We start from the raw sequence: 24735 nt of genomic DNA on the forward strand, positions 1-24735 counted from the left end.
GGCATTAGAAGCTGGGCGTGCAAGCAAACGTAACTGGATGCTGCGGCTTCGACTTGTCGCCGCCGCGGCACCGCAAGCACGCTGGGGCATATGGCCAAATTTATCCCTGTTGATACGTTCGATATCGTCATCTTTGGCGGTACGGGTGACCTCTCACAACGAAAACTCCTTCCGGCGCTCTACCACCGCTTTCTGGATGGACAGATTCCTGAAGACTCGCGCCTGATCGGCGTGTCCCGGACGGAGATGACCGACAAGGCATTCCGCGAATTCGCGCTGAAAGCCTGCAAGGCCTCGACGGGAAAGGACTTCAAACCTGAGGAGTGGAAGGCCTTTGAGACGCTTCTGTCTTATGTCGGCATGGATGCGACCGATCCGGATGCCGATTGGAGCGCCCTGAAAGACAAGCTGGGTAGCGACGACCGTCCGACCATCTTCTATCTCGCAGTGACGCCGAAAATCTACGTTCCGATCTGTGAGGCGCTCGGCAAGGCGGGGCTGTCGAAGGGCGATACTCGTGTGGTGCTGGAAAAGCCGATCGGGACCGATCTGGAATCGGCGCGGGCGATCAATAAGGGTGTTGGCGCCGTGTTCGATGAGGACCGGATTTACCGTATCGATCACTATCTCGGAAAAGAAACGGTCCAGAACCTTCTCGTACTTCGCTTCGGCAACACGCTGTTCGAGCCGCTCTGGAACCGCACTGCGATCGACCATATCCAGATCACCGTGTCGGAAAGCGTCGGCGTGGGTGACCGTGCTGGCTATTATGACAGCGCTGGCGCTGTACGCGACATGGTCCAGAACCACTTGCTTCAGCTGCTCTGCCTGATCGCGATGGAGCCACCAAATTCGGTCGAGGCAGACGAAATTCGTACCGAAAAGATCAAGGTCCTGAATGCGCTGCGGCCGCTTGATGCCAAATGCGCTGACCGGGAGACCGTTCGCGCGCAATACAAGGCAGGCACTGTCGATGGCAAATCGGTAAAAGGCTACCTTGAGGAGCTTGAAGACGGCGAGAGCGACACGGAAACCTTCGTTGCCGTCAAGGCGTGGGTCGACAATTGGCGCTGGGCGCGCGTGCCTTTCTATCTGCGCACGGGCAAGCGCATGAAGAGCCGTCACTCGGAAATTGTCGTCCAGTTTCGAGCCGCGCCGCACGCAATGTTCGGCGAAGAACAGGCCCATTCCAACCGCCTGATCATTCGTCTGCAACCAGACGAGGGCGTGCAGTTATACGTCCAGATCAAGGAGCCGGGACCGGGCGGCCTGCGGGTGCAATCGCTGCCGCTGAACCTGTCTTATGCGGAGAGTTTCCAGGTCCGCTACCCGGATGCTTATGAGCGCCTGCTCATGGATGTGGTCCGAGGTAATCTTGCGCTCTTCATGCGCCGCGAAGAGGTTGAGGAAGCCTGGGAGTGGGTGGATGGCCTGCTCGACGCCTGGGCCGCTTCCAAGACGCCAATGCAGACTTACTCGGCGGGTCTCGAAGATGGCCCGGTTGAAGCGCGCATGTTGTTGCGCGAGGATGACCGCGACTGGTGGAGCAACGGAAAATGACAAGCCTGCACCCCAAGCTGAAAGAGGTCACTGAGCGGATCGAAGCGCGCTCAGCGGAGACTCGTGCGGCCTATCTTGAGCTGATACGGTCACGAAAGCCGAGCGGTTTTGCCCGTGAAAAGCTCGCGGACGGTAACCTTGCGCATGCCTCTGCCGGCTGCGCAGTCATCGACAAGACGCAGCTTCTCGGTGCGAGCTGGCCAAACATTGGCATCATCACCGCCTATAATGACATGCTCTCAGCCCATGCGCCTTATGAGCACTATCCTGAAATCATCCGCGACGCGGCCCGCAAGGTAAATGCGACGGCGCAGGTGGCAGGCGGCGTGCCAGCCATGTGCGATGGCGTCACCCAGGGCCAGGAGGGCATGGAGCTTTCGCTCTTCTCCCGCGACGTGATTGCACTCGCCTCGGCTGTCTCGCTCAGCCACGACATGTTCGACGGCGCGTTACACCTTGGGATCTGCGACAAGATCGTGCCCGGCCTGATGATCGCTGCGCTGCGCTTTGGTTGGCTGCCGCATGTCTTTGTGCCCGGCGGCCCGATGCCGTCAGGCCTGCCGAACCCTGAAAAGCAGCGCATTCGCCAGGAATACGCGCTCGGCAAGGTGGGCCGTGACGCGCTGCTCAAAGCCGAGTCCGAGAGCTATCACAGCCCCGGCACCTGTACGTTCTACGGCACCGCAAATTCCAACCAGATGCTGATGGAAGTCATGGGCATGCACCTGCCCGGTGCGGCGTTTGAGAACCCTGGCACACCGCTTCGCGACGCGCTGACGCGGGCGTCTGTCGAGCGGGCGGTCGAGCTGACCGTCAAGCGCGACTACACGCCGATGGGCGAGATGATCGATGCGAAGAGTTGGGTCAACGCGCTGGTCGGCCTTATGGCGACAGGCGGCTCGACCAATCATGCGCTTCATATCCCTGCGATGGCTGCCGCTTCCGGCTATCAGATCACGCTGGAAGACTTTGAGGATGTCAGCGCCGTTACGCCGCTGCTCTGCCGTATCTATCCGAACGGGCCAGCCGACGTGAACCATTTCCAGGCCGCGGGCGGTATGAGCTTCGTCATGCGCGAGCTGCTGGATGCCGGGCTGATGAATGCTGACGCAAAAGGCGTGATGGGACCGATCGCCGAGCACGCCAGGGAGCCGTGGCTCGATGACGGCAAACTCGCTTTCCGCGATGCGCCGACGGTGAGCGGCGACACAGACATTGTGAGGCCGGTGTCTGACCCGTTTCAGGCCGAAGGGGGCTTGCGCATGCTGGAAGGCCCGCTTGGGCGCGGCGTGATCAAGGTGTCATCGGTCAAGGAAGACCGGCGTGTGATCACCGCGCCAGCGCGCGTTTTCGACAATCAGGAAGCGCTGAAGGAAGCCTTCAAGGCCGGTGAGCTCGACAAGGATGTCGTCGCCGTGGTGCGCTTCCAGGGGCCAGCGGCCAATGGTATGCCCGAGCTACATGCACTGTCGCCGGCGCTTGGCGCGCTTCAGGACAAGGGCTTCCGGGTTGCGCTCGTCACCGATGGTAGGATGTCAGGCGCGAGCGGCAAGATCCCGGCGGCGATCCATGTGGGCCCCGAAGCGGCCCGCGGCGGACCACTTGCGCGTGTGCAGGACGGAGATGTCATTACGCTCGACGCTGAAACGGGGCGTCTGGACGTTGATATCGATCCGAGCGTCTTTGAGGCGCGTGAACCGGCGCAGTTCCGTCCGAACATTTCAGGCCAAGGGCTTGGCCGCGAACTATTTTCCGCCTTCCGGGACAATGCTGACCGGCCTGAATCCGGAGGCAGCCTGTTCGACTTCTTTCTGCCGGGAAGCCTGAAGGCATGAGCGAGCAGGTCCTTGTTGGTGATATTGGCGGCACCAATGTCCGCTTCGCGCTCGCCCGCCGGGGTTTTGCGGGACATCCGGTCGTTTCAGATGTGTCGGTCATGCCGGGCGATGATTTCGAAACCTTCGACCTCGCTCTCGCGACCTATTGCACCGAAATCGGGCACAAGAAACCAGAGCATGCGCTGATTGCCATTGCCGGTCCGGTTGAGGATGGCGTGGTCAAGCTGACCAATCGCGACTGGATCGTGGATTCGCGGCGCCTCGCCGAAGCGTGCGGGCTGAACCGGGTGCAGCTGGTCAATGATTACGCCGCCATGGCGCGCGCCATTCCCGAGCTTCCCGATAGTGCCTTCAGGGTTATCCACCCTGGGGATGAAGAGGATGATGGCCGCGAGCCCATTCTGGTGTCGGGCCCCGGAACCGGGGTTGGCATGGCCACGCTGATCCCGGTTGGCCGCACCGGCTGGCGCGTGCTGACGGGCGAGGGCGGTCACGCGGCCTTTGCACCGTACAATGAACGCGAGTGGGCGCTGTACGAGAAACTGCTCGAGACTCATGGATATGTTTCACGCGAGCTTGTCCTGTCGGGATCGGGCCTCAACGCCGTGCACAAGGCGCTTTGCGACATCGACGGCGTTGAGTGGCAGGAAATTCCGCCCGGTGACATGCTGGACCTTGCGCGCAAGGGTGATCCGATCTGCAAGGACATCTGTGAAATCCGCGCCCGTGGGACCCTTTATGCCCTTGGCGATGCAGCGCTTATGAACGGGACCAAGGGCGGCGTCGTGGTGACCGGCGGTGTGGCCGAACGGCTTGAAGAGTGGCTGCTTGCACCAGAGGCTCTGGCCAGGTTCATGCAACGCGGACCCATGAGCGATTACATGCCACCTATCTCTGTACGCCTCTTGCTTGCTGGTGAAGCGGCGCTAGTCGGCGCAGCAGCGCTCTATTTCGATGAAGGACGGGACGAATGAAGAATATGACAGCCTTCCGGGCGGCGATCGAAGCAGCACCGATCGTTCCGGTCCTCACAGTGCACGAAGCCGCCCATGCCGAACCGCTCGCCGAAGCGCTGATTAAAGGCGGCATGACCAGTGTCGAGATTACACTGCGCACGCCAGCCGCGCTCGAAGTCATCCGGCGGATGAGCGAAGCACAAAAGGATCTGCTCGTCGGCGCAGGCACGATTATATCGGAAGGCGATGTCGATGCGGCGCTGAAGGCAGGGTCGGATTTCCTCGTAACGCCAGGCACATCGCCGCTTTTGCTGGAGGCTCTGTCCAGTCACGATGGCATCATCCTACCGGGCGTGGCGTCGGCGAGCGAAGCCATGGCGCGCTTTGACGAGGGCTATGGCGTTCTCAAGTTCTTCCCGGCGGAAGCTGCTGGTGGTGCGAAGTTCCTGAAAGCACTTGCGGGCCCTTTGCCCCATATGGATTTCATGCCGACCGGTGGAATCACCCCGCAGAACGCGTCTGACTATCTCGGGCTGCCGAACGTGATTGCGGTCGGCGGTTCGTGGATCGCGACCAAGGACGAAATGGCGAATGGCGATTGGGCGGCGATCACCGACAAAGCCAGAGATGCCGTGAAGATCGGCCGCGGGGCGTAAGCTTCATTCTGGAATGTCGCTGGCAGGAAGGCCCGCTTCCCGGCGTGTGCGGAAGTGGCCATCGACAGCGACAATCATACAGCTGGCGATAATGATGACGGCGCCCGCCCAGAGCTGCCAGCCCGGCCATTCGTCGAAGAAGACGAGCCCCAGGATCGCGCTCCAGATGAGCGCTGTGTATTCGATCGGCGCGAGGCGCTGGGCTGGAGCCTTGGCATAAGCCAGCGTCATCAGGAACCAGACGGAATATCCGGCCAGCCCGAACAACAGGAAAATCGGCAGCAAGCTGAGCGTGGTAAAGCCGAACAGGCCAAACGTGACTGGCAATAGAGCAATGGCGGGCACGACATTGGTGAACATCGCGATCGTGGTCGCGTCTTCTTTTGTCGCCCGCATGCGCAGCAGGACGAGGACAAAAGCATAGCCAATTGTCGAGGAAAACAGAGCGACAAGGCCGAGCGTGCGATTGTTTCCGGCTTCGACCGCGCCGGTCTGGCCTGACCCTGCGACAGCAAGCAGGACACCCAGAAATCCGATTATCGCTGCACCCACAGCGACGGGGCTAATCTTCTCGCCGATCACAAGCCGAGCGACAGGTGCCACCATCAGGGCAGCGGTGAAGCCGAGCGCTGTTGCTTCGGCCAGGCGTAGCTGCGTCAGCGCATAGAAGAATGTAAAGGCACAGAACAGCTGCAGCAGTCCGCGCAGGGTGTGGAAGCGTATGGCCTCCGCTTTGGGGGCAGGTCTTCTCTTTGCTTTGAAGACCGCAAAAGCAATGATTCCCCCGAACAGAAAACGCCACGCCAGAAGGTGCTGCAGCCCCGCATCAGGCGCGACGCCTTTTACCGCCGCATCGATGCCGGTCCCCATCGCAATTGCGACGACGGCAATAAGCATAGGGGCGGCGAGGAGGCGTGCGAGCATAGCGCCCGCTTCTATCGCTGATCGCGCGCCGCTGACCATAGAAAATCTGGCGCCGCGAATGTTATTTTCCGTTTTTCGATAAATAATGCTTGGCAGCGGACGCCAAATTTGATATCGATAAACGACAACAGGGGAAGTGAACAGCGACAGACCAACTCGGGAAACCGAACACAGACACGGAACATATGAATATGCCAAAATCACTTTGGAAAGCGGTATCAGCCGCAGCAATTATGAGCTTTATCTGCGCGCCTTCAACGATGGCTGCAGCGCAGGACGGCGCCACAAACGAAGCGCCAGTCGACCAGACCGAGGAAGCCAGCGAAGAGGCGCCGCTCGTAAACGAGCGCGTTGTGGTCACCGCGCGCCGGATGGATGAAGCACAGCAATTTGTTGAGCAGCTTTCGGCCGCGCCGCGTTTTGCCGAGCAACTCTCGCGCTGGAACAAGAAGATCTGTCCGACGGTCGTCGGCCTGCCAGCCGAGCAGGGCCAACTCATCGTCGATCAGATTGCGTTGCGGGCGATGGACATTGGTCTGCGCCCGGAAAAGCCGGGTTGCGACGGAAACATCATCGTTTTCGTCACTGCGGACGGCAACGAACTCGCGCAGGGCATGTTCGAAAAGGACAGCTCAGTTTTCGCCTATTATGATAACGACAACACCTCCACCATGGGCCGCGATGCGTTCGACGATTTCCTGAATACGCCCCGCGCCGTGCGTTGGTGGCACGTGTCACAAACGGTCTCGAAGGACGGTATTCCTCTGAAGGGTGATGCAATCGCCAGTGGCTTCGGCGATGGCTTTTCGAACGCGCCGACCGTGCGGTCAAACGGCTCGCGGCTCGAAGCAAGCGTCCGTCAGGACCTCGCCCGTGTGATCATCATCGTCGATGCAAGCAAGACGCAAGGCGTGTCGCTGTCGACGCTGGCAGACTACATTTCGATGGTGGCTCTTGCCCAGATCGACCCTAATGCAAATACGCGCGGCCTTGAGACGGTGATGAACCTGTTCGAGACCGGCGAAGAAGCTGATACGAACGTGAAGGGCATGACCCAATGGGATGTTGCCTATCTGGACTCGCTCTATAAAGCGAAACGCAACGCGGTGAATATTGACCGCCAGCGCAACGAAATCGCGATGCGTATCCAGAAGTCGCCTTCCTAGGAAGCGGACAGACTTTCCAAGTCAACGAAATGTCGGCGGGGCTATGCCTCGCCGATTTTTTTATTCGGCAGCTTTCGCAGGCGTCAGGCTTTCGCGCACGTCCGCGGCGATTTCATAGGAGCGGTGGCGCGCTGTCTCATCGAAGATATGGGCTGAAAGGATGAGTTCATCCGCGCCGGTGCGTTTGACGAATGCGTCGACCTTGTCCTTCACGGTCTGGGCCGAACCGACCGCCGAGCAGGACAGGATCGTTTCAAGCATGACATGTTCGTGTGGCTGGATTTCTTCATCGAAGGACGGGTCAGGTGGGGCCAGACGGGTTGGCGTTCCCCGGCGAAGATTGACGAATGTCCGCCGCAGGGATGAGGCGAGGTGCTCTGCCTCTGCGTCCGTGTCTGCTGCGATCATGTTGTAGCCGAGCATGACATAGGGCTGTTTCAGCTGCGCTGATGGCTGAAACGTCTCGCGGTAAATCTGGACGGCTCGCTCCATCTGCTGTGGCGCGAAGTGAGATGCGAAAGCGTATGGCAGGCCGAGATGCGCGGCCAGCTGTGCCCCGAAAGTCGAGGAGCCGAGAATCCAGAGCGGAATCTTGGTGCCGCTGCCGGGCACGGCCTGAATTCGCTGGCCGGGTTGAACGTCGTCAAGCCAGGCCTGAAGCTCGACCACTTCTTTAGGAAACCGGTCTTCGCCGCCCACAAGGGTTCGGCGTAGCGCGTGAGCCACGGCCTGGTCTCCGCCGGGTGCCCGTCCAAGACCAAGATCAATACGGCCGGGATAGATCGCCTCCAGCGTACCGAATTGTTCAGCGACCATGATTGGGGCGTGGTTCGGCAGCATGATGCCACCGGCGCCGAGGCGGATGTCTTTTGTGTCCTGACCCGCATGAGAAATCATGACGGCGGTCGCCGCACTCGCGATGCCGGGCATATTATGGTGCTCGGCAAGCCAGTATCGCTTGTACCCAAGCCTGTCTGCATGGGTTGCCAGGCGCCGCGCACGTGCCAGGGCCTCCTGAGGGTTACTACCTTCAACGATGGGGGCGAGGTCGAGAACAGAAAACGGTATCATGCCCTAACATGTAGGGGGGCTCAGCCGGTCCGCAATCAAATGAACGCAACAGTCGCCGCTTCGCGTCAGGCGGCGTCGCGAGCACCGGGGGCGACGGTGACCTGGTTACGGCCACGCCCTTTGGCCTGGTAAAGCAATTCGTCGGCGCGCTCGAGGCTCGCAGCCAGACCCGCGACTGGATCGAGCGGCGCAATGCCGAAACTGGCGGTGACGCTGGCGGTCTTGCCTTTGTACAACATCCGGGAGGTTTCAATGCGCATGCGGAGGCGTTCGCAAACGCCGACGGCCTGATCGATCGACAAATTGCTCAGCAGAACCACGAATTCCTCGCCACCCCAGCGACCAATCTTGTCAAACGGTCCTCGAAGCTGGCCGTGACTGATAGCAGCTATTTCCGTCAGGACGTGGTCGCCAAAGGCGTGTCCATAGCTGTCGTTAAAGGCCTTGAAATTGTCGAGGTCAAAAATGGCAATAACCGACTCGTGGCCGGTGCGTTTGATGCGTTCCAGCTCTTCTCCGGCAAACCGTTCGAAAGACCGACGGTTGAACAGGCCTGTGAGTGGGTCAGTCGACGCCATTGCGTGCAAGGTCGAATGGTAGCGGTCCAGTTGGTACTGGTTCTGCGCCGCCATGGCGCCCATCGGCGCGGATACGCAGGCAGAAATCGCAATTACGGAAATGATGAAATCAGCGCGTTCATGTGGGAGCCCACCAAACGCGATCATGCAGACCGCGAAAATTGTCGCGAGCGACAGAGCGGTCAGCAGAACGAACGCGAAGAATTTGAGCGCGCGCAATGCGGCACCCGAACTCGCATTCACAAGCTTATAGTCCTTCGGCATGAGGTATGTGTACGCCGATAATGCAAAGATGTGCGTAATGTCGTATCGAAAATTTTATGCAATTTGAGCGGCTTAACAGGTCTGGACGCTGCATATGCCGCTCAATTAGCTACAATCCCTGGCGCTCTGGAAGGCCGAAGCCGCGTGCCCGTTCACACGCCCATTCATCTCCGGCGGCGCAAGCGTTCTGAATGTATCGCTTGCCTTCATTGCGTTGCATGGCTCCACCCTGTCCACGGTACAGCATCGAGCCATATCCGGCGCAGGATGTCTGGTCACCCAGATCGCAAGCGGCTTTGTACAATTTGCGGGCATAGGGCAGGTCGACCTCGCCATTGTTTCCCTTGAAGGAGACATGCGCCTGTTGGCTGCAGGCGGCCGCATCATCGCCTTCGAAACAGGCGCGGTCATACAGCGCTTCGGCCTTGGCATAATCCTGCGGGATGCCGTTTCCCATTCTGTAGATGTTCGCGAGCTTGCGGCAATTGCGAGCCCACACCGCTTTCTGGCGGGACTCATCTTCGCAAGCCGGTGTGTAACGCTCGACGGCATCGTCAATCCAGCCTCTTTGTACGGCGCGGTCGGCATAGAGCTCGTCGGCGTCAGGGCGCGCGACCTGCTCGCGGCCAAACTGGGCGGAGACGGGCAGGGTGACACAACCGGCGAGGAGGGTCGCGGCGGCAAACAGTTTCAGGCGGGTCATGGTCTGGCTCCTTGGGCGAGGATGTCTTGTAACTCAATAACACGCCGCGAATGTGGCGGTTTCCTGTCGGGCACTGTATTGAACGATGGGGCTGGCGGCACCGTCAAGAATCGGTACCAATCGTCGCCAGGGGGACAATCCATGCGCATAATCCTTGGCTGCATCGTACCGCTCATCGCCATCTTCCTGGTCTGGTCGATCGGATCGCCGCCGCCAAAAGCGGTGTTCTGGGACACCGCAAGCGCCAATGTCACTGGCTATTCGGAAGAGGCATTGGAGACCGGCTTCGGCATGGCGGACTTCACCTATCCGGAGGCCACGACTGCAGCAGGTGAGGTCTACCGCATCCAGATCGAAGCGCCGCATGATGGCGATGCGGTGAAGGCCGCCTGGCCGGTTGGCAGCGCCGTCGAGCTTCGTCTCAAGCCCTCTGGATCTAAAGCCTTCGCCGCTGACGACCCGCGCCTCAAACTCTGGACGGCCGTGGTCGTGACGGGCGGGGCGATCGTGATCCTTGGCTTCTTCATCGCGTCTTTCTTTTCCGAGACCGGCGGCACGCGCCTTTTCCTCGCCGGCGTCGGCACCTGTTTCATTGTCCTTCCCCTGATCCTGCTGCGGTTCATGTGGGGGTTCGGCGATCCGCCGCCGACCTCGCTGTTCTGGCCGAATGAGGAGGTTGAGGCCGTTTCGAACGAGATCACGTCCAGCCCATGGGCCGGCGGACGGCTTGCTTACACCGCCCATATCGTTGTCGAGCGCGCGGATGGGGCAGAGGTGCCGCTCAATACGCGTGGCAGCGCCAATCGCGTCGCGGAAAAGTTCAGCCCGGGCAGCCGCCACAGCGTCAAGCGCGCTCCCGATGGAGAGCTGTATGAGCGCAGTTTCAAGTTTCCCTTCCTGATCGCCATCTTCATGAGCGTGATCGGTCCGCTGGCGATGTGCGCCGGCCTCTGGGTGATCGTGCGGAGCGTCCGGCCCGCCTCCTAGGCCCCGCGCATCCCCGATCGGTCTCTGCTTGCAACGCGGGGTGCTATGCGCCACTTTCGCCGAAAAGAAGGATGAAGGGAGACGTGGATGGCTGCGAAGGACCAGTTGCCCGTAGGGTCAGGGTTTCATGCCAAGAGCACGGCGAAAGAGGTGCTGGAAGGGATCGACCTTTCCGGGATGAATGCCATCGTGACGGGCGGATATAGCGGTATCGGGCTGGAAATGGTGCGTGCGCTTTCCGAAGCGGGGGCACATGTCACGGTGCCGGCACGGCGCCTGGACGTCGCCAGGGCGGCGCTTGCGGACCTATCCGAAGAAATTGCCATTGCGGAAATCGACCTTGCGGATATCGCCAGTGTGCGGGCATTCGCCGGAGATTACGTTGCGTCTGAGCGTCCACTCCACATCCTGATCAACAATGCTGGCGTCATGGCGTCCCCGCTCAACAGGGTAGGGCCGGGCTGGGAGTCACAGTTCGGGATCAATCATCTCGGGCATATGGCGCTGACGCTGGCGCTCGAGCCGGCCATCGACAAGGCAAATCAGACGCGCGTCGTCAGCCTGTCCTCGTCGGCGCATATTCGAAGCGACGTGATCTGGGATGACCCCAATTATGAGACGCGCGACTATGACAAGTGGGAAGCCTATGGTCAGGCAAAGTCGGCTGACGCCCTCTTTGCAAATGCGCTCGACCGGAAGTGGAAGCATAAGGACGTGACAGCGTTCTCTGTTCATCCGGGCGGTATTTTTACGCCGCTGCAGCGCCACTTGCCTGAAGAGGAACTGGTCGCCCTCGGCTGGAAAAATGCTGACGGCACGATCCCGGAGGCCGTGAAAGCCATGTTCAAAACGCCTGAGCAGGGCGCCTCGACAGCCGTCTGGGCAGCGACGTCGCCGAAGCTGGAAGGGCGCGGCGGCGAGTATTGCGAGGATTGTGACATCGCGACGCTCGCAGACGAGAACAGCCCGCGCTGGCAGCATGCGCGCGTCTGGATCACCGATGAAACCAAGGCGGACCGGCTTTGGCAGATGAGCGAAGGCATGCTGGCGAGGGTTTGATCCGCTGCGATCTTGAACATTCGCTCTGGCGAAGACCTGTTTGGCGGTCCAATATGGGGCCGAGGCGTCGATAATTGGATGCGCCGTCGCGTCAGCTGCGGCAACCGGGAGGAAGACATGAAGTGCAAAGTGATGATGGGTGCTGCGGCAGTCCTGCTGGCGACGGCATGTGCCGCCACGAATGAGGAAGCCGGGCTTGCGCCCGCTGACGTGCCGATGCCGCCGACTGAGGCAACGGTCGACGCGAATGCTGAGCGTATCAATGCGGCGATCATCAACGATGCGCGTCCCGAAACCGACATTGAGCGTGACACGCTGCGCAATCCGGCGGCGGTCATCGAGTTCATGGACCTCCAGCCAGGCGACACATTGCTCGAGCTCGAAGCTGGGGGCGGTTATTTCACTGAGATCTTTTCGCGCTATCTGAACGATGACGCGAAGCTATACATGCAGAACCCTGCAGCGTTTGACGCATTTCTCGGTAACAGCCTTGAAAGCCGTCTCGATGGTCTCGGCAATGTCGAATATCTGAAGGTCAATTTCGACGAGATGATGCTGGATGACGCATCGATCGATGTCGCGACCTGGTTCCAGGGACCGCACGAGCTCTGGTACACGCCGGAGAGCGGTACAAAGCTGGTGACCAATCCTGACAATGCGTTTCCTGAGATTTTTCGCGTATTGAAGCCGGGTGCAACTCTGGTTGTGATCGACCACACCGCACCTGCCGGGGCACCCGCGAGCAACGGTGGAGATACGCATCGCATCGATCCGCAGATCATCAAGGACATGGCGAGAGAGGCGGGCTTCGTCCTCGTTGCCGAAAGCGATCTCTTCGACAATCCGGACGATGATCTCACCGTTAATGTCTTTGACGAAAAAGTCCGCGGCATGACCGACCAGTTCATGATCAAGTTCGAGAAGCCAGCTGGCTGATCGGGGCGAACCGGAGAGGTCTGCCGGTCTCGCTTGACGCGAGGCGCGGTCTGAAACAAAGGAGCGGCGATGCAGCCTGAGAGCCCCTCTCTTCCCGCGCGCCGTTCCCGTAAGGCGCTGTGGTTCGGCCTCGCGCTCGGCGCGGCGGTCATTCTTCTGTTCATTCTCGGCAAGACGGGCGTGCTCGGCTCGCTGGAGCAGTTTATCGGCCGGATGCAGGATCTTGCCGATACGCCTTGGGCGCTGCCTGCGGTTATCGCGCTATTTTGTGGGGCTGCCTTTGTCGGCTTTCCGCAGTTCGGGCTGATTGGCGCGGCCGTCGTCGCATTCGGTCCTGTTTACGGTGCGCTTTACTCGTGGATTGCGACCCTCGTGTCTGGTGCGATTACGTTCTGGCTGGGGCGGTTCAGCGGAGAGGCCGCTATCGCGCGCCTGTCTGGTCGCCGGACCCAGAAATTCACTGAGTTTGTTTCCAAGAACGCTTTCGCGGCAAGCGCCATCGTGCGCAATGTTCCGACTGGCCCATTCCTGATCGTGAACATGGCTTTCGGCGCCGTTCGTGCCAGATTCATTGCATTTTTTTTGGGAATGGCGGTGGGTATTATCCCTAAAATCCTGCTGGTCACCTTTGCGGGCCAAAGCCTGATGGCGGCCATAAAGGGGTCACCGCTTCTTGCGCTGGGGCTTGCGCTGGCCGCCGGTGTCGTTTTTGGCGCCGTCTGGCTCTATGCCCGCCAGCGTCGACGGGCGGGCAAGATTGTTGCGGTTGACGTGGTTGAATCGGTTGACACGCGGCGTGAGAAATCTGATTAGTCTGCTTATGCGCAAGAAATTGCCCCTGCTGTCGCTATCTAACCTGCTGCTTATCGGCCCCTGGCCGGTCGCCGCCGGACACTAGTTGTCTGGCGCCTGGTCAGGGGAACGCTTCAAGCCTCGTACACACCGTACCAGCCCCCAAGTTTCCAACAGGTCAGACCATGACGACAGATAAAGACAGAATCCTTATTTTTGATACTACCATGCGCGACGGCGAACAGTCGCCCGGCGCCTCCATGACGCACAATGAAAAGCTGGATCTCGCCGACCTGCTCGAAACCATGGGCGTGGATGTCATCGAGGCCGGTTTCCCGGCGTCTTCACAGGGCGATTTTGCCGCTGTGCAGGAGATTGCCCGCCGATCCAAATCCTCGGTGATTACGGGACTTGCCCGCTCCACGCCCGGTGACATTGACCGTTGCGGTGAAGCTGTGCGCGCCGCTGCCCGCCCGCGCATCCATACCTTCATTTCGACCAGCCCGGTCCACATGAAGCACAAGCTGAAAATGGGCCCGAATGCCGTGCTTGAAGCGGTTGGCCGCTCTGTTGCCCAAGCGCGTAATCTGGTCGATGACGTGGAATGGAGCGCCGAAGACGCAACGCGGACCGAGTTCGAATTTCTCTGCAAATGTATCGATGCGGCCATCACGTCCGGGGCGACCACAATCAATGTGCCCGACACAGTCGGCTACACGCATCCTGATGAGTATGGCGCGCTGATCCGTAGCTTGCGGGAGAATATCCCGAACTCCGACAAGGTGGTCTGGTCAACGCACTGCCACAATGATCTGGGGCTTGCCGTGGCCAATTCGATTGCCGGGGCTGCGAACGGCGCACGCCAGATCGAGTGCACAATAAACGGTCTCGGCGAGCGGGCAGGGAATGCCTCACTCGAAGAGGTTGTCATGGCCTTCAAGGTGCGCGGCGACAGCCTGCCATTTGAAACGGGTATCGACACGACCCGTCTTGCGCGAGCTAGCCAGATGGTCAGCCGGATTACTGGTTTTCCGATCCAGTACAACAAGGCCATCGTCGGCAAGAACGCGTTCGCGCATGAAAGCGGCATCCACCAGGATGGCATGCTGAAGAACACCGAGACCTATGAGATCATGAAGCCGGAAGACGTCGGCGTCTCGAAGTCTTCGCTGGTCATGGGCAAGCTGTCCGGGCGCAATGCCTTCCGCGACAAGCTGCAGTCTCTGGGGTATGAGCTCGATCCGGAGTCGCTGAACGAGGCTTTCAAGCGGTTCAAGGCGCTCGCCGACAAGAAAAAGCACGTCTTCGACGATGACATTCTGGCCCTGGTCGATGACCAGCTGTCCGCCATGGGAGAGCGGGTTGCTTTCAAGCGCCTGCGCGTCGTGGCTGGGTCCGAAGGCCCTCAGACCGCCGATCTTACGCTGATTGTTGATGGTGAAGAGAGCGCTGCGAGCTGCGAAGGCAATGGTCCGGTTGATGCGGTCTTCATCGCCATCCGGTCCATCGTGAAACATGACGCCAAGCTGGATCTCTATCAGGTGCACGCGGTGACAGGTGGCACCGATGCCCAGGCAGAGGTGAGTGTGCGGCTCAAGGGCGAAGGCATCATGGCTGTGGGGCGGGCTTCCGATCCCGATACGCTCGTCGCGAGCGCCAAGGCCTATATCCACGCGCTCAACAAGCTTGAAGCGCGTCGGATGAAGCGCATGGCGGCCTGAAGTAATCGTCCGCCAGCGGTGGATGAGCCCTTACATTGACCGGCTGGGTTCCCCAATTCAGGAGCTGGCGCCGACCCCTATGGGCCGGATCCCGGACGGACGCCCCTTTGCCTTTCGGGTTGCCGTATGACAAGGACGACCACCCATGAAAACCTATCATCTGATGGCTGCCGCCGCCGCCCTCCTGACACTTACCGGCGGCTGCGCCGGCTTTTCCAACTCTGCACCTAAGACGCCGATCCAGATCGCAGAGGCGAAAGTCGCCCATGATGACGACCGCCTGCAGGATGCCCGTAATGACCTGCGCGACGCGCGCAAGGATCTCGACCATGCCGAACAGGCACTCGAAAAGGCCGAGGACCGGGTCAACCGCGCGCGGCGTGACGAGGCCAAGGCGGCCAGGCAGATGAAGGATGCCAGCCGGGATTTCAACGCGGCGCGGATTGGCCTCGGGGAAACACTCGAGGAGGAAGGCGTGCCCGGATCGTCTCCGAGCTGAGCTTAAGACTTCCTGAAACGGGGCCTGCGGGGTACCGAACGTTTCGTTTCTGAAACGATATTGCTCTTTCCCCGCACTTGCCCGGATCGCCCGTCACTACTGTCATATCCCTTGAGGGAACGATGAGTTCCGTCTGTCAACAGTGTTTCACTTGCGTTAACGGAGTGGAAACGGCATTGGTGTTAAGGGGCTGATCAAGATCCACACCTGCGTGCGGACGAAATTTCGTTTGCGCCACTAGAAAAGCGACGTTGCAAATGATCGGTAGCCTCCTCGGCATGCTTTCCACGGATATGGCCATTGACCTCGGGACGGCGAACACGCTCGTCTACGTCAAGGGTCAGGGCATCAAGCTCGATGAGCCGTCTGTGGTTGCGTATATGAACCAGGGTGGACGCAAGGTCGTCTACGCGGTGGGCAACCAGGCCAAGCAGATGCTGGGCAAGACGCCGCTCAATATGGAAGCGATCCGTCCGATGCGCGACGGTGTGATCGCGGACTTTGAAGTCGCTGAAGAAATGATCAAGCACTTCATTCGCAAAGTGCACAATCGCCGCGCCTTCGTTTCCCCGCTGATCATTATTTGTGTGCCGAGCTCTGCTACGAACGTTGAACGCCGCGCCATTCACCAGTCTGCGCTGGCAGCCGGTGCGCGCGACGTGCAGCTGATCGAGGAGCCAATGGCCGCTGCAATCGGGGCTGGCCTGCCAATCGAGGAGCCGGCTGGCTCCATGGTCGTCGACATTGGTGGTGGCACCACAGAGGTCGCTGTTCTCTCGCTTGGCGGTATCGTCTACTCGCGGTCTGTCCGCGTCGGCGGCGACAAGATGGACCACGCCATCATGAATTATCTGCGCAAGACAAAGCAGATCATGATCGGTGAAATGTCGGCTGAGCGGATCAAAAAGGAAATCGGGTCTGCCAAGGCGCCGGAAAGCGGCGAAGGCCTGACCGTGACCGTGCGCGGTCGCGGATCGGCAGATGGCGTTCCGAACGAAGTTGAAGTCAACGAAGCCATGATGGCAGAAGCGCTAGCCGATCCGGTCGGTGAAATCGTCGAAGCGATCAAGCTGGCGCTCGAAGCGATGGCGCCCGAACTGGCCGCTGACATTGTCGACCGCGGCATCGTCCTTACGGGCGGCGGTGCCTTGCTGCGCAACTTGGATGTCGTGATCCGTGAGCAGGCTCAGCTTCCTGTGATGATTGCCGATGATCCGCTGAAATGTGTTGCCAATGGCTGTGGCTATGTTCTGGAAAACCTGGTGCGGATGAAGAACGTCCTGTCGCCGGAAGTCTAAGAGCAGCAACGCTGATTTGCCGGTTGCGAAACCAGCCGGATCAATTCAGGATTAATCGAGTGGTCGGAGCCAGAAGGGACGTCCATGCCCCGTGTGCGAGGAAAGCGTCTAAAGGGTCGCCCATTGCGGCGATACGCCCTTTTTATTGCTCTCGTGGGCCTTTTCGGCGTGCTACTTCTCCAGACATCTCCAAGACTGCGTGCGATGGTCGACCCGACGCGCGCCATGGCAGCTGATCAGCTAGCAAGCTCGGCGCGGCCTGGTCTCTGGGACAAGATTACCGGAAAGGCGGCGCGTGAAGCGCGGATCGTCGAACTGGAAGCGCAGGTCCGCGAACTGACGCGCTATCGCTCTGTTGCGATCTCCATGGCGGCGCGTCTTGAGGCTTATGAGGACATGCTCAATGTGATGGGCGAACCTCCCGTACGTGGTGTCACGGCGCGGATTACGTCTGAGACCAATGGGCCATTCCGCGAAGCCATTCTTGTCAATGCTGGCCGGCTTCAGGGCGTCGAAGGCGGAGCCTATGCCGAGAATGAAGGCGGCCTGGTGGGCCGGGTGGTGCAGCTTGGCGAACGCTCGGCGCGGGTGCTGTTGGTGACGGATTTCAATTCGCGCGTGCCTGTCATGGGTGAGGCGAGCGGGCTTCGTGGCATCCTGTTTGGGGACCGCGATGACCTCGGAACGCTGACCGACCTGCCCGAGCGAGGCGAGTTCATTCTGGGCGAGCGCGTACTGACGTCAGGTGAGGGCGGTATCTTCCCGCGCGGTGTTGTCGTGGGAGAGATTGTGCAGCGCGGCGGCGCTCGGCGCGTGGAGTTCTCAATGCTGGAGTCGCAAGGCGGCTTTGTGCGCCTGATGCCGAGCATGAAGATTCCGACACCGGAAGAATTCCCAATCGAAGAAGAGCCGATCGACGAAACCGAGACAGCCGCATCCGACGGGTCAGAACCAGAGGGCGCGCAGAACCCGGGGGCGCCGTAGCTCATGGCCAACCGTCAAAAACAGGGCCCATTCTCTGGCATATCCCGTCTCTGGCATGAGGCAGGACCGACCAGCCGTCTGATTGTCGGCACGTTGATTGTGGCGTTGATCGGGATCGTCGGGCTGACGCCCAAGACGCTTTTCAGCCAGGAACTGATCTGGCCGTATGCCGCCTTGGTGGCCGCCATTGGGTGGGGCCGTAGCGGCGTTGCCTTTCGCCCCATGGTCATTCTGGTCATCCTCGGCGTGGCGCAGGATGTCAGTGCCTATGCGCCGCTGGGTTGCTTCGGCTTCATCAATCTCAGCGTCTTCGGCATGAGCGCGGCACTCAGCCGGGCGTTCGACCGTGAGCGTGCACCGATCATAACAATGCTTGCTCCGATCCTGCTTTATTCAGCAGCCTTCGGCCTGGTCTGGTTACTTGCGAGCTTTGCGTCCGGACATATGGTGCAACTGTCACCCCTCGTCGGCGCTTTCGTCGTGACCTACATAATGCATATGCTGGTGGCGCCGGTATTTGATCTCGGACGCCGCATCACTCCCATGACAGGAAGCATGGTATGAGTTCTCCCAAGGATTTTGATGATCGACTGAACCGGCGAACGGTCGCCACCGGGATTGCCGGTGGTCTTATGTTTTCGGGTCTGGTCGCGCGCCTCGCACAGCTGCAGCTGTTCGAAGGCAAACGCTATATGGAGATCGCCAAGGAGAACGGGGTCAAGCTGGATCTTGCCCCGCCCCTCCGGGGTACAATCTATGACCGCTTCGGCGTGCCGCTCGCATCGCACCGTCAGGCAGGGCGTGTCTCCATCGTGCGCGAGCAGACCCCCAATCTCGAAGCATCGCTCGCCGAGATCGCGAAACACATTGATCTGCCGCCTGAGCAGCAGGCGCGAATTGCGCGTCAGGCGCGCCAGCAGGCCTCGTTCCAGTCGGCCATTGTGCGCAGCGAGCTATCGTATGAAGATTTTGCGCGCATGTCGCTTATCGCAGCGAATATTCCCGGGGTGCAGGTCGATATGGCTGCAACGCGCTCCTATCCGCGCGGGCGGGATTTCGCCCATGTGCTCGGTTATGTCGCCAAGGCGAGTCAGGATGATCTGGCCCGTCTGACTGAAGAGCTTGGCGACGAAGAGACTCGGTTGCTGACGCGGCTGTTCAAACATCCCGACATGCGCACCGGGCGTTCAGGCGTCGAGCGTCATGCCGAGAGCTGGTTGCGCGGTGAGCCGGGGTTCAGGCGGCTGGAAACGAATGCAGCCGGCCGCGTCATTCGTGAACTGGACAGTGACGATCTCGCGCCGACGCCCGGCAAGGATATCGGCCTGACCGTGGACGCCGAACTCCAGCGGGCGGCAATTGACCGGTTCGGTGAGGAAAGCGGCGCGGCCGTCGTCCTCGATATCGAGACCGGCGCCATTCTCGCTTTCGTGTCGACGCCAGCCTTCGACCCGAATGACTTCGTCAACGGCATCTCTTACGCAGACTATAATCTGCTTCGTGAGAATGATCGCTCGCCGCTCTATCACAAGGCCTATGACGGGACCTATCCGCCCGGTTCGACGTTCAAGATGGTCGTGGCAACGGCTGCGCTTGAATCGGGTATCGACCCGAACATGCGTGTGCATTGCAATCGTTACTATCGTTTCGGCAATCGGACATGGCACTGCTGGAAGCGCGGCGGCCACGGGTCGGTCAACATGCATTGGGCCATCAAGGGCAGTTGCGACGTCTATTTCTATGAGATCGCACGCCGCGTGGGCGTCGAGAAGATTGCTGAAGTGTCCAAGAAGTTTGGCTTTGGTCAACGCTGGGAGCTCGGTCTGACCGGTGGCCGTTCCGGCACCGTCCCGAACGATGAATGGAAGCGCAAGGCGCTTGGCGAGCCATGGTATGAAGGCGAGACGCTGAACTATGGTATCGGCCAGGGCTATCTCTCGACGACTCCGCTTCAACTGGCACTGATGTCGGCGCGGATCGCTGCGAAGGGCCGCATCATCGAGCCTTATATCATCGGTGACGGTCCACGCCCTGACGAGCCGATCAAGGAAGATGCGCCGCTCGATCCGGAGATGATGGAACGGATGATGGCCGGCATGTATGGTGTCACATCCGAGGCGGGTGGCACCGCCTGGCGGTCCGGTGACCTTGGTCTCGGCGGGCCGCGCCTTGCGGGCAAGACGGGTACGGCGCAGGTGCGCCGCATCTCCGAGGCTGAACGCCGGTCTGGTGTTCTCAAGGGTGACCAGATTGACCGCAAGCTTCGCGACCATGCCTTGTTCGTGGCCTATGCGCCGGCTGACGATCCCAAATACGCGATTTCCGTAGTTGTCGAGCACGGCGAGGGTGGTTCGAGTACGGCCGCCCCTGTCGCACGCGACATTCTCGCTGAAGCGATCCGCCGCGATTCCCGCAAAGCCGCAAAGTGGCAGCAGACGGCCGGGCGTCCATCCGGCGGCAGTGACCGCGGCGCCCCCTGATGGCCTGGACATCCAGCGCCTCTTCGGTCCGCGTTGAGGACCGCGACTTCGGCAAGACGCTCGCGTCATTGCCGTGGGGCCTCATCCTGCTTCTGGTGATGGTCGCCTGCATCGGCACGGCGGCTCTGTTCAGTGCCACATTCACAAACCCGGATGAAGCAGCGCTTCCCGCGCGACATGCGGTCCGTTTCGCGATTGCGCTCGGCCTGATGTTTGTGGTGGCGCTGGTGCCCATACGCGTATGGCTGCAGGCCGCGTGGCCGGCTTATTTCGTCACGCTCGCCATGCTGGTTGGTGTCGAATTGTTTGGCGTGACACGCGGTGGGGCGCAGCGCTGGCTGCCGCTCGGGCCGATCGCCGTGCAACCGTCCGAGTTCATGAAGCTCGCGCTGACACTGGCGCTTGCCCGCTATTATCACAACAATCTCAGCTATCAGTCAGGCCGGCTTCTCATACATTTTCCGCCGCTGCTGATGATCCTCGTGCCGGCGGCGCTGATTTTCAAACAGCCGGACTTCGGCACCACGCTCGCTCTGTTCGCGTCGGGCTTTGTGCTGATTTATCTCGGCGGCCTCTGGTACCGCGTCATCATTTCTGTGGTCGTCGCCGCGCTTCTCAGCGCGTGGCCGGTGTACCAGTTCGTGCTTGAGCCATACCAGCAGGAGCGCGTCGATACGTTCGTTGCGCAGCTGACGGGCGAGTCCGTCAACACGTTGGATGACGGCTACCAGATCGAGCAGGCCAAGATCGCCATTGGTTCGGGCGGCTGGGAAGGGCGGGGCTTCATGGAAGGCACGCAAGCCCAGCTCGACTATATCCCGGAGCAGCACACAGACTTCATTTTGACGGTAATCGCCGAAGAGTTCGGATTTCTCGGCGCGTCGGGGCTGCTGCTGATCTGGGGAATCATCCTGTCCTGGGGACTCTATATTGCGGGGCGTTCGACCAGTGTGTTCGGCCGGTTTGCAGCCGTAGGGTCGGTCGCGACGGTGGCTTTCTTCATCCTGTTTAATGTCGCAATGGTTCTCGGACTCGTGCCCGTGGTGGGAGTACCCTTGCCGCTCGTCTCCTATGGCGGCACCGTGATGTTCACGACAATGGCGTGCTTCGGTATTATCATCTCAGTCCATCTGGGACGTGGAGAGCGGTTGGCGGCGCAGGGGGGAATTTAACCCCGAAGCGCGACCAAGCGTTGACCTTTATCCCGCCGTGGATACTGTCCGGCGAAAATCATTTCCTTGAGGGAGCGAAATATGGAAATTGGCCGCAAGACAGAGACCTGGGGCTCGAAGTTCGGCTTCATCATGGCCGCCGTGGGGTCTTCGGTTGGCCTCGGCAATTTCTGGCGCTTTCCTTACACGGCCGGTGAAAACGGCGGTGGGGCTTTCATTATCATCTACTTGGTCTGTGTGGCCCTCATCGGTCTACCCTTGCTGATGGCTGAGTACGCCATGGGCCGAAAGTCGGGCATGTCGGCTGTAGAAGGTGTGGAATCGCTCGCCCGCGCCGAAGGAAAAAGCCTCAACTGGGGCATTGTCGGCTGGGTCGGCACGCTCACGGCGTCGTTTATTCTCAGCTTCTATGTTGTGATCTCCGCCTGGTTGATGGCGTTCACGACGCAGGCGGTGCAGGGCAAATTCACCGACATGGATGCCGCCGCTTCCGGCACCAATTTCGCCGACGTTATCGGCATCGGTGCGCACCCGATGACATCGAAATGGTATATCCTCTTCCTTCTTGCGCTGTTCCTTGCCGCGAATGTCTGGATCGTCGGACGCGGTGTGAAAGGCGGTATTGAGCGAGCGGCGACCGTGCTGATGCCGGCTTTCTTCATCATGCTTGTCGTGGTCGTGGGCTTCTCGCTCGCCAATGGCGATGGCGGTGCGGCTGCTGAATTCCTTCTGACGCCCAAATGGGAGGATGTTGGTTTCAACACGTTCCTGGAAGCGATTGGCCAGGCGTTCTTCTCGATTGGCGTCGGGGTTGGCCTGATGATCACCTATGGTGCCTATCTTGCGCGCGATACGGACATCCCGCGGGCATCCGGCATTGTGGCGGGCTCAGATACGCTTGTCGCGCTGATTGCCGGTTTCGCGATCTTCCCGATCGTCTTCGCAGCCGGACTCGACCCGGCTGGCGGTCCAAGCCTCTTCTTCGTCTCCATGCCCGTCGCCTTTGGCAGCATCCCGGGCGGTGAGCTGATGGCCGTGATCTTCTTTGGTCTCGCCCTGTTCGCAGCGTTCACCTCCTCGATTTCGCTTATGGAGGTGTCGGTGTCATGGCTTGAAGAGCGCCAGGGCGTCACGCGGTTCGGGGCCTCGCTGGGTATGGGCGTGATCCTGTTCGTTGTCGGGGCGGCCTATGTCTTCTCGCTCGATTATCTCGACTTCGTGGACTTCCTGACGGGCAATCTGCTGTTGCCGCTCGGCGGCTTGCTGGCGGTCATCTTCGCAGGCTGGATTCTCTCGCGAGACATGCTGGAAAGCGAAATCGGTGAAGGCACGGTGATGAATATCTGGCGCTTCCTGATGCGCTGGCCTGTGCCAATCTTCCTCGCCTTCGTTCTGTTCTTTGGCTTCTTCGACAAGATCCAGCAGCAATACAACGTCCAGCTGCCGGGCTTCATGACGAGCTTCCTCGGCCCGAACAATGAGCTGCCGGCGGAGTAGGGCAGGGTACAGGCAAAAGAAAAGGGCGCCCATATCGCGGCGCCCTTATTCTTTATGTTGTTGGGCCGAGCCTACTCAGCCTTCAGCTTTTCGCTGAGTGCCAGATAGGGGGCGCCTGCCTCGACATTGCCCATGGCACGATAAAGCTGTCCGATATTGTAAGCGGTCCGTGCACGCTCTTCGCGCGGCTGGCTCTCATCAGAGACGATAGGGTCCAGTAAGGAGATGGCGTTCCCGAAGTCCTTGAGTTCGACGAAGACAGCCGCCCGCAGCTTGCGGACGGAATCGCGTTCAAAACAGTTGAGGTTGGACGTCCAAAGCGCCGTGGTGATGGGCAGCGCCGCTGCCGGATCGTTTTTCTCCATTAGCGCAGTCTCGGCTTCGAGATAGGCCTCTCCGGTCTTACTGCTAAACGTCGACTTGTTGCACGGTTCGGCCTGTGCGACGGCCCCGACCAGAATGGCCAGGCCTGCGAAGGTGACGAGTGGCTTCATCATGCTTCCCTATGTGATATGATATCATATACCACGGGGGTGGTGCGGCCTCAATTGGTGATAGCTTTGTTGTCACCGGTTGGAGACGTCTTATCCGAACTTCTTCGCAAAGCTCCGCGTTGCGCGGATCAGCTGGTCGATGATGCCATTGTCGAGGCTGGAGTGTCCTGCGTCCGGCACGATGTGCAGCTCTGCATCCGGCCAGACCTTGGTGAGTGCCCAGGCGGTCGACAGCGGCGTGACGACATCATACCGGCCATGCACGATGACGCCGGGAATGCCTTGGAGCTTCTCTTCAGCCTGCTTCAGCAGCCAGCCATCTTCATCAAAGAAACCCTTATTGACGAAGTAGTGGCACTCAATGCGAGCGAATGCATCCGCGAAGGCATCCTCTTCGAATTTGGCTGGTCGTGATGATGGGCCCTGAATCGAAATCGTCTCACCTTCCCAGCAGGCCCACGCCTTGGCGGCCGTGATCCGTTCTTGCCGGTCATCACTGGTGAGGCGCTTATGGAAGGCGTGCAACAGGTCGCCGCGCTCGTCCTCGGGAATAGGGGCGACATAGCGGTCGTAAGCATCGGGGAAGAGCCGGCTGGCGCCATCCTGATAGAACCACTGGATCTCTGCTTCAGTGATCAGGAAGATGCCGCGCAGGATCAGGCCAAGCACGCGGTCTGTATGGGTGACCGCATAAGACAATGACAGGGTAGAGCCCCAGGAGCCGCCGAAAACGACCCATTTGTCGATTCTGAGATGCGTGCGGATCTCCTCCATGTCGCTGACAAGAGCCCAGGTATCGTTTTCGCGTAGCTCTGAATGCGGTGTCGAGCGGCCACAGCCGCGCTGATCGAAGAGAATGATGCGGTAAAGTTCTGGATCAAAGAAGCGGCGCATTTCGGGGTTTGAGCCGCCACCAGGTCCACCATGTAGCGCGATGACTGGCAGGCCGTCAGGGTTGCCCGACTCTTCCCAGTAGATCTCGTGGAGGTCGGAAACTTTCAGGCGCCCGGTTTTGCGCGCTTCAATTGGTGGATAAAGTTTTAACATTGTAATCCTTTGTTCACGCCCTCTTCACACAATTGCAATTCTATATGGGATTA

The 24735-nt window shown here is 60.1% G+C and carries 23 protein-coding genes; 17 read left to right on the forward strand and 6 right to left on the reverse strand.

Annotation, left to right across the window (positions count from 1 at the left end; all coding sequences use genetic code 11):
* Window positions 1-90 precede the first annotated feature (90 nt).
* Genes zwf through eda form a run of 4 tightly spaced genes read left to right on the forward strand, consistent with a single transcriptional unit; the run spans window position 91 to window position 5010 of the window.
* The gene (gene zwf / locus WNY37_RS06260; protein ID WP_342972603.1) at window positions 91-1560 is read left to right on the forward strand and encodes a glucose-6-phosphate dehydrogenase; all 1470 of its coding nucleotides are present in this window, start codon (window positions 91-93) and stop codon (window positions 1558-1560) included.
* Window positions 1557-3395, forward strand: coding sequence for a phosphogluconate dehydratase (edd, locus tag WNY37_RS06265; RefSeq protein ID WP_342972604.1), 1839 nt, complete (start codon window positions 1557-1559; stop codon window positions 3393-3395). The genes zwf and edd overlap by 4 nt, the downstream gene beginning before the upstream one ends.
* Window positions 3392-4372, forward strand: coding sequence for a glucokinase (locus WNY37_RS06270; RefSeq protein WP_342972605.1), 981 nt, complete (start codon window positions 3392-3394; stop codon window positions 4370-4372). The genes edd and WNY37_RS06270 overlap by 4 nt, the downstream gene beginning before the upstream one ends.
* The gene (eda, locus tag WNY37_RS06275; protein WP_342972606.1) at window positions 4369-5010 is read left to right on the forward strand and encodes a bifunctional 4-hydroxy-2-oxoglutarate aldolase/2-dehydro-3-deoxy-phosphogluconate aldolase; all 642 of its coding nucleotides are present in this window, start codon (window positions 4369-4371) and stop codon (window positions 5008-5010) included. The genes WNY37_RS06270 and eda overlap by 4 nt, the downstream gene beginning before the upstream one ends.
* Before the next feature lie 3 nt (window positions 5011-5013).
* On the opposite strand, the gene WNY37_RS06280 is transcribed toward eda, so the two are convergent.
* The gene (locus WNY37_RS06280) at window positions 5014-5934 is read right to left on the reverse strand and encodes a DMT family transporter (protein ID WP_342972607.1); all 921 of its coding nucleotides are present in this window, start codon (window positions 5932-5934) and stop codon (window positions 5014-5016) included.
* Window positions 5935-6125: 191 nt separating this feature from the next.
* On the opposite strand from WNY37_RS06280, the gene WNY37_RS06285 reads away from it, so the two are divergent.
* Window positions 6126-7100 carry a hypothetical protein gene (locus tag WNY37_RS06285; RefSeq protein WP_342972608.1) on the forward strand — a complete coding sequence of 325 codons (975 nt, stop codon included), beginning with the start codon at window positions 6126-6128 and terminating at the stop codon, window positions 7098-7100.
* Between the two features lie 60 nt (window positions 7101-7160).
* Here WNY37_RS06285 and WNY37_RS06290 read toward each other — a convergent pair whose 3' ends face one another.
* The 3 genes from WNY37_RS06290 to WNY37_RS06300 all read right to left on the reverse strand — a co-directional run bounded on the left by WNY37_RS06290 (window position 7161) and on the right by WNY37_RS06300 (window position 9716).
* Window positions 7161-8171: an LLM class flavin-dependent oxidoreductase gene (locus tag WNY37_RS06290; protein ID WP_342972609.1), complete on the reverse strand. Its 1011-nt coding sequence runs from the start codon at window positions 8169-8171 to the stop codon at window positions 7161-7163.
* Window positions 8172-8236: 65 nt separating this feature from the next.
* Entirely contained in the window at window positions 8237-9013 is a 777-nt protein-coding gene (locus WNY37_RS06295; RefSeq protein ID WP_342972610.1) for a GGDEF domain-containing protein, read from the reverse strand.
* Between the two features lie 109 nt (window positions 9014-9122).
* Complete coding sequence (locus tag WNY37_RS06300) at window positions 9123-9716, reverse strand: tetratricopeptide repeat protein (RefSeq protein ID WP_342972611.1); 594 nt, start codon at window positions 9714-9716, stop codon at window positions 9123-9125.
* Between the two features lie 141 nt (window positions 9717-9857).
* On the opposite strand from WNY37_RS06300, the gene WNY37_RS06305 reads away from it, so the two are divergent.
* From WNY37_RS06305 to WNY37_RS06360, 12 genes are all read left to right on the forward strand, one after another.
* The gene (locus WNY37_RS06305) at window positions 9858-10703 is read left to right on the forward strand and encodes a hypothetical protein (RefSeq protein WP_342972612.1); all 846 of its coding nucleotides are present in this window, start codon (window positions 9858-9860) and stop codon (window positions 10701-10703) included.
* An 87-nt stretch (window positions 10704-10790) separates the two neighbouring features.
* Window positions 10791-11762 (forward strand): oxidoreductase, encoded by a 972-nt coding sequence (locus WNY37_RS06310; protein ID WP_342972613.1) that lies wholly within the window; start codon window positions 10791-10793, stop codon window positions 11760-11762.
* 117 nt (window positions 11763-11879) lie between these two features.
* Entirely contained in the window at window positions 11880-12698 is an 819-nt protein-coding gene (locus WNY37_RS06315; RefSeq protein ID WP_342972614.1) for a methyltransferase domain-containing protein, read from the forward strand.
* Between the two features lie 69 nt (window positions 12699-12767).
* Window positions 12768-13511, forward strand: a complete 744-nt coding sequence (locus tag WNY37_RS06320; RefSeq protein ID WP_342972615.1) for a VTT domain-containing protein — start codon at window positions 12768-12770, stop codon at window positions 13509-13511.
* A gap of 164 nt (window positions 13512-13675) precedes the next feature.
* Window positions 13676-15211 (forward strand): 2-isopropylmalate synthase, encoded by a 1536-nt coding sequence (locus WNY37_RS06325; RefSeq protein WP_342972616.1) that lies wholly within the window; start codon window positions 13676-13678, stop codon window positions 15209-15211.
* 145 nt (window positions 15212-15356) lie between these two features.
* Window positions 15357-15710: a hypothetical protein gene (locus WNY37_RS06330; RefSeq protein ID WP_342972617.1), complete on the forward strand. Its 354-nt coding sequence runs from the start codon at window positions 15357-15359 to the stop codon at window positions 15708-15710.
* Between the two features lie 257 nt (window positions 15711-15967).
* Entirely contained in the window at window positions 15968-17008 is a 1041-nt protein-coding gene (locus WNY37_RS06335; RefSeq protein ID WP_342972618.1) for a rod shape-determining protein, read from the forward strand.
* Window positions 17009-17212: 204 nt separating this feature from the next.
* Complete coding sequence (gene mreC, locus WNY37_RS06340; protein WP_342972619.1) at window positions 17213-17992, forward strand: rod shape-determining protein MreC; 780 nt, start codon at window positions 17213-17215, stop codon at window positions 17990-17992.
* Window positions 17993-17995: 3 nt separating this feature from the next.
* Window positions 17996-18556, forward strand: coding sequence for a hypothetical protein (locus WNY37_RS06345; RefSeq protein ID WP_342972620.1), 561 nt, complete (start codon window positions 17996-17998; stop codon window positions 18554-18556).
* Window positions 18553-20472, forward strand: a complete 1920-nt coding sequence (gene mrdA / locus WNY37_RS06350) for a penicillin-binding protein 2 (protein WP_342972621.1) — start codon at window positions 18553-18555, stop codon at window positions 20470-20472. The genes WNY37_RS06345 and mrdA overlap by 4 nt, the downstream gene beginning before the upstream one ends.
* Complete coding sequence (gene rodA, locus WNY37_RS06355; protein WP_342972622.1) at window positions 20472-21644, forward strand: rod shape-determining protein RodA; 1173 nt, start codon at window positions 20472-20474, stop codon at window positions 21642-21644. The genes mrdA and rodA overlap by 1 nt, the downstream gene beginning before the upstream one ends.
* 81 nt (window positions 21645-21725) lie before the next feature.
* Window positions 21726-23141 (forward strand): sodium-dependent transporter, encoded by a 1416-nt coding sequence (locus WNY37_RS06360; protein WP_342972623.1) that lies wholly within the window; start codon window positions 21726-21728, stop codon window positions 23139-23141.
* A gap of 71 nt (window positions 23142-23212) precedes the next feature.
* Here WNY37_RS06360 and WNY37_RS06365 read toward each other — a convergent pair whose 3' ends face one another.
* Window positions 23213-23638, reverse strand: a complete 426-nt coding sequence (locus WNY37_RS06365; protein WP_342972624.1) for a hypothetical protein — start codon at window positions 23636-23638, stop codon at window positions 23213-23215.
* A gap of 87 nt (window positions 23639-23725) precedes the next feature.
* Entirely contained in the window at window positions 23726-24682 is a 957-nt protein-coding gene (pip, locus tag WNY37_RS06370; RefSeq protein WP_342972625.1) for a prolyl aminopeptidase, read from the reverse strand.
* Window positions 24683-24735 lie beyond the last annotated feature (53 nt).

This window comes from Henriciella sp. AS95 (assembly GCF_038900055.1).
Taxonomy (GTDB): domain Bacteria; phylum Pseudomonadota; class Alphaproteobacteria; order Caulobacterales; family Hyphomonadaceae; genus Henriciella.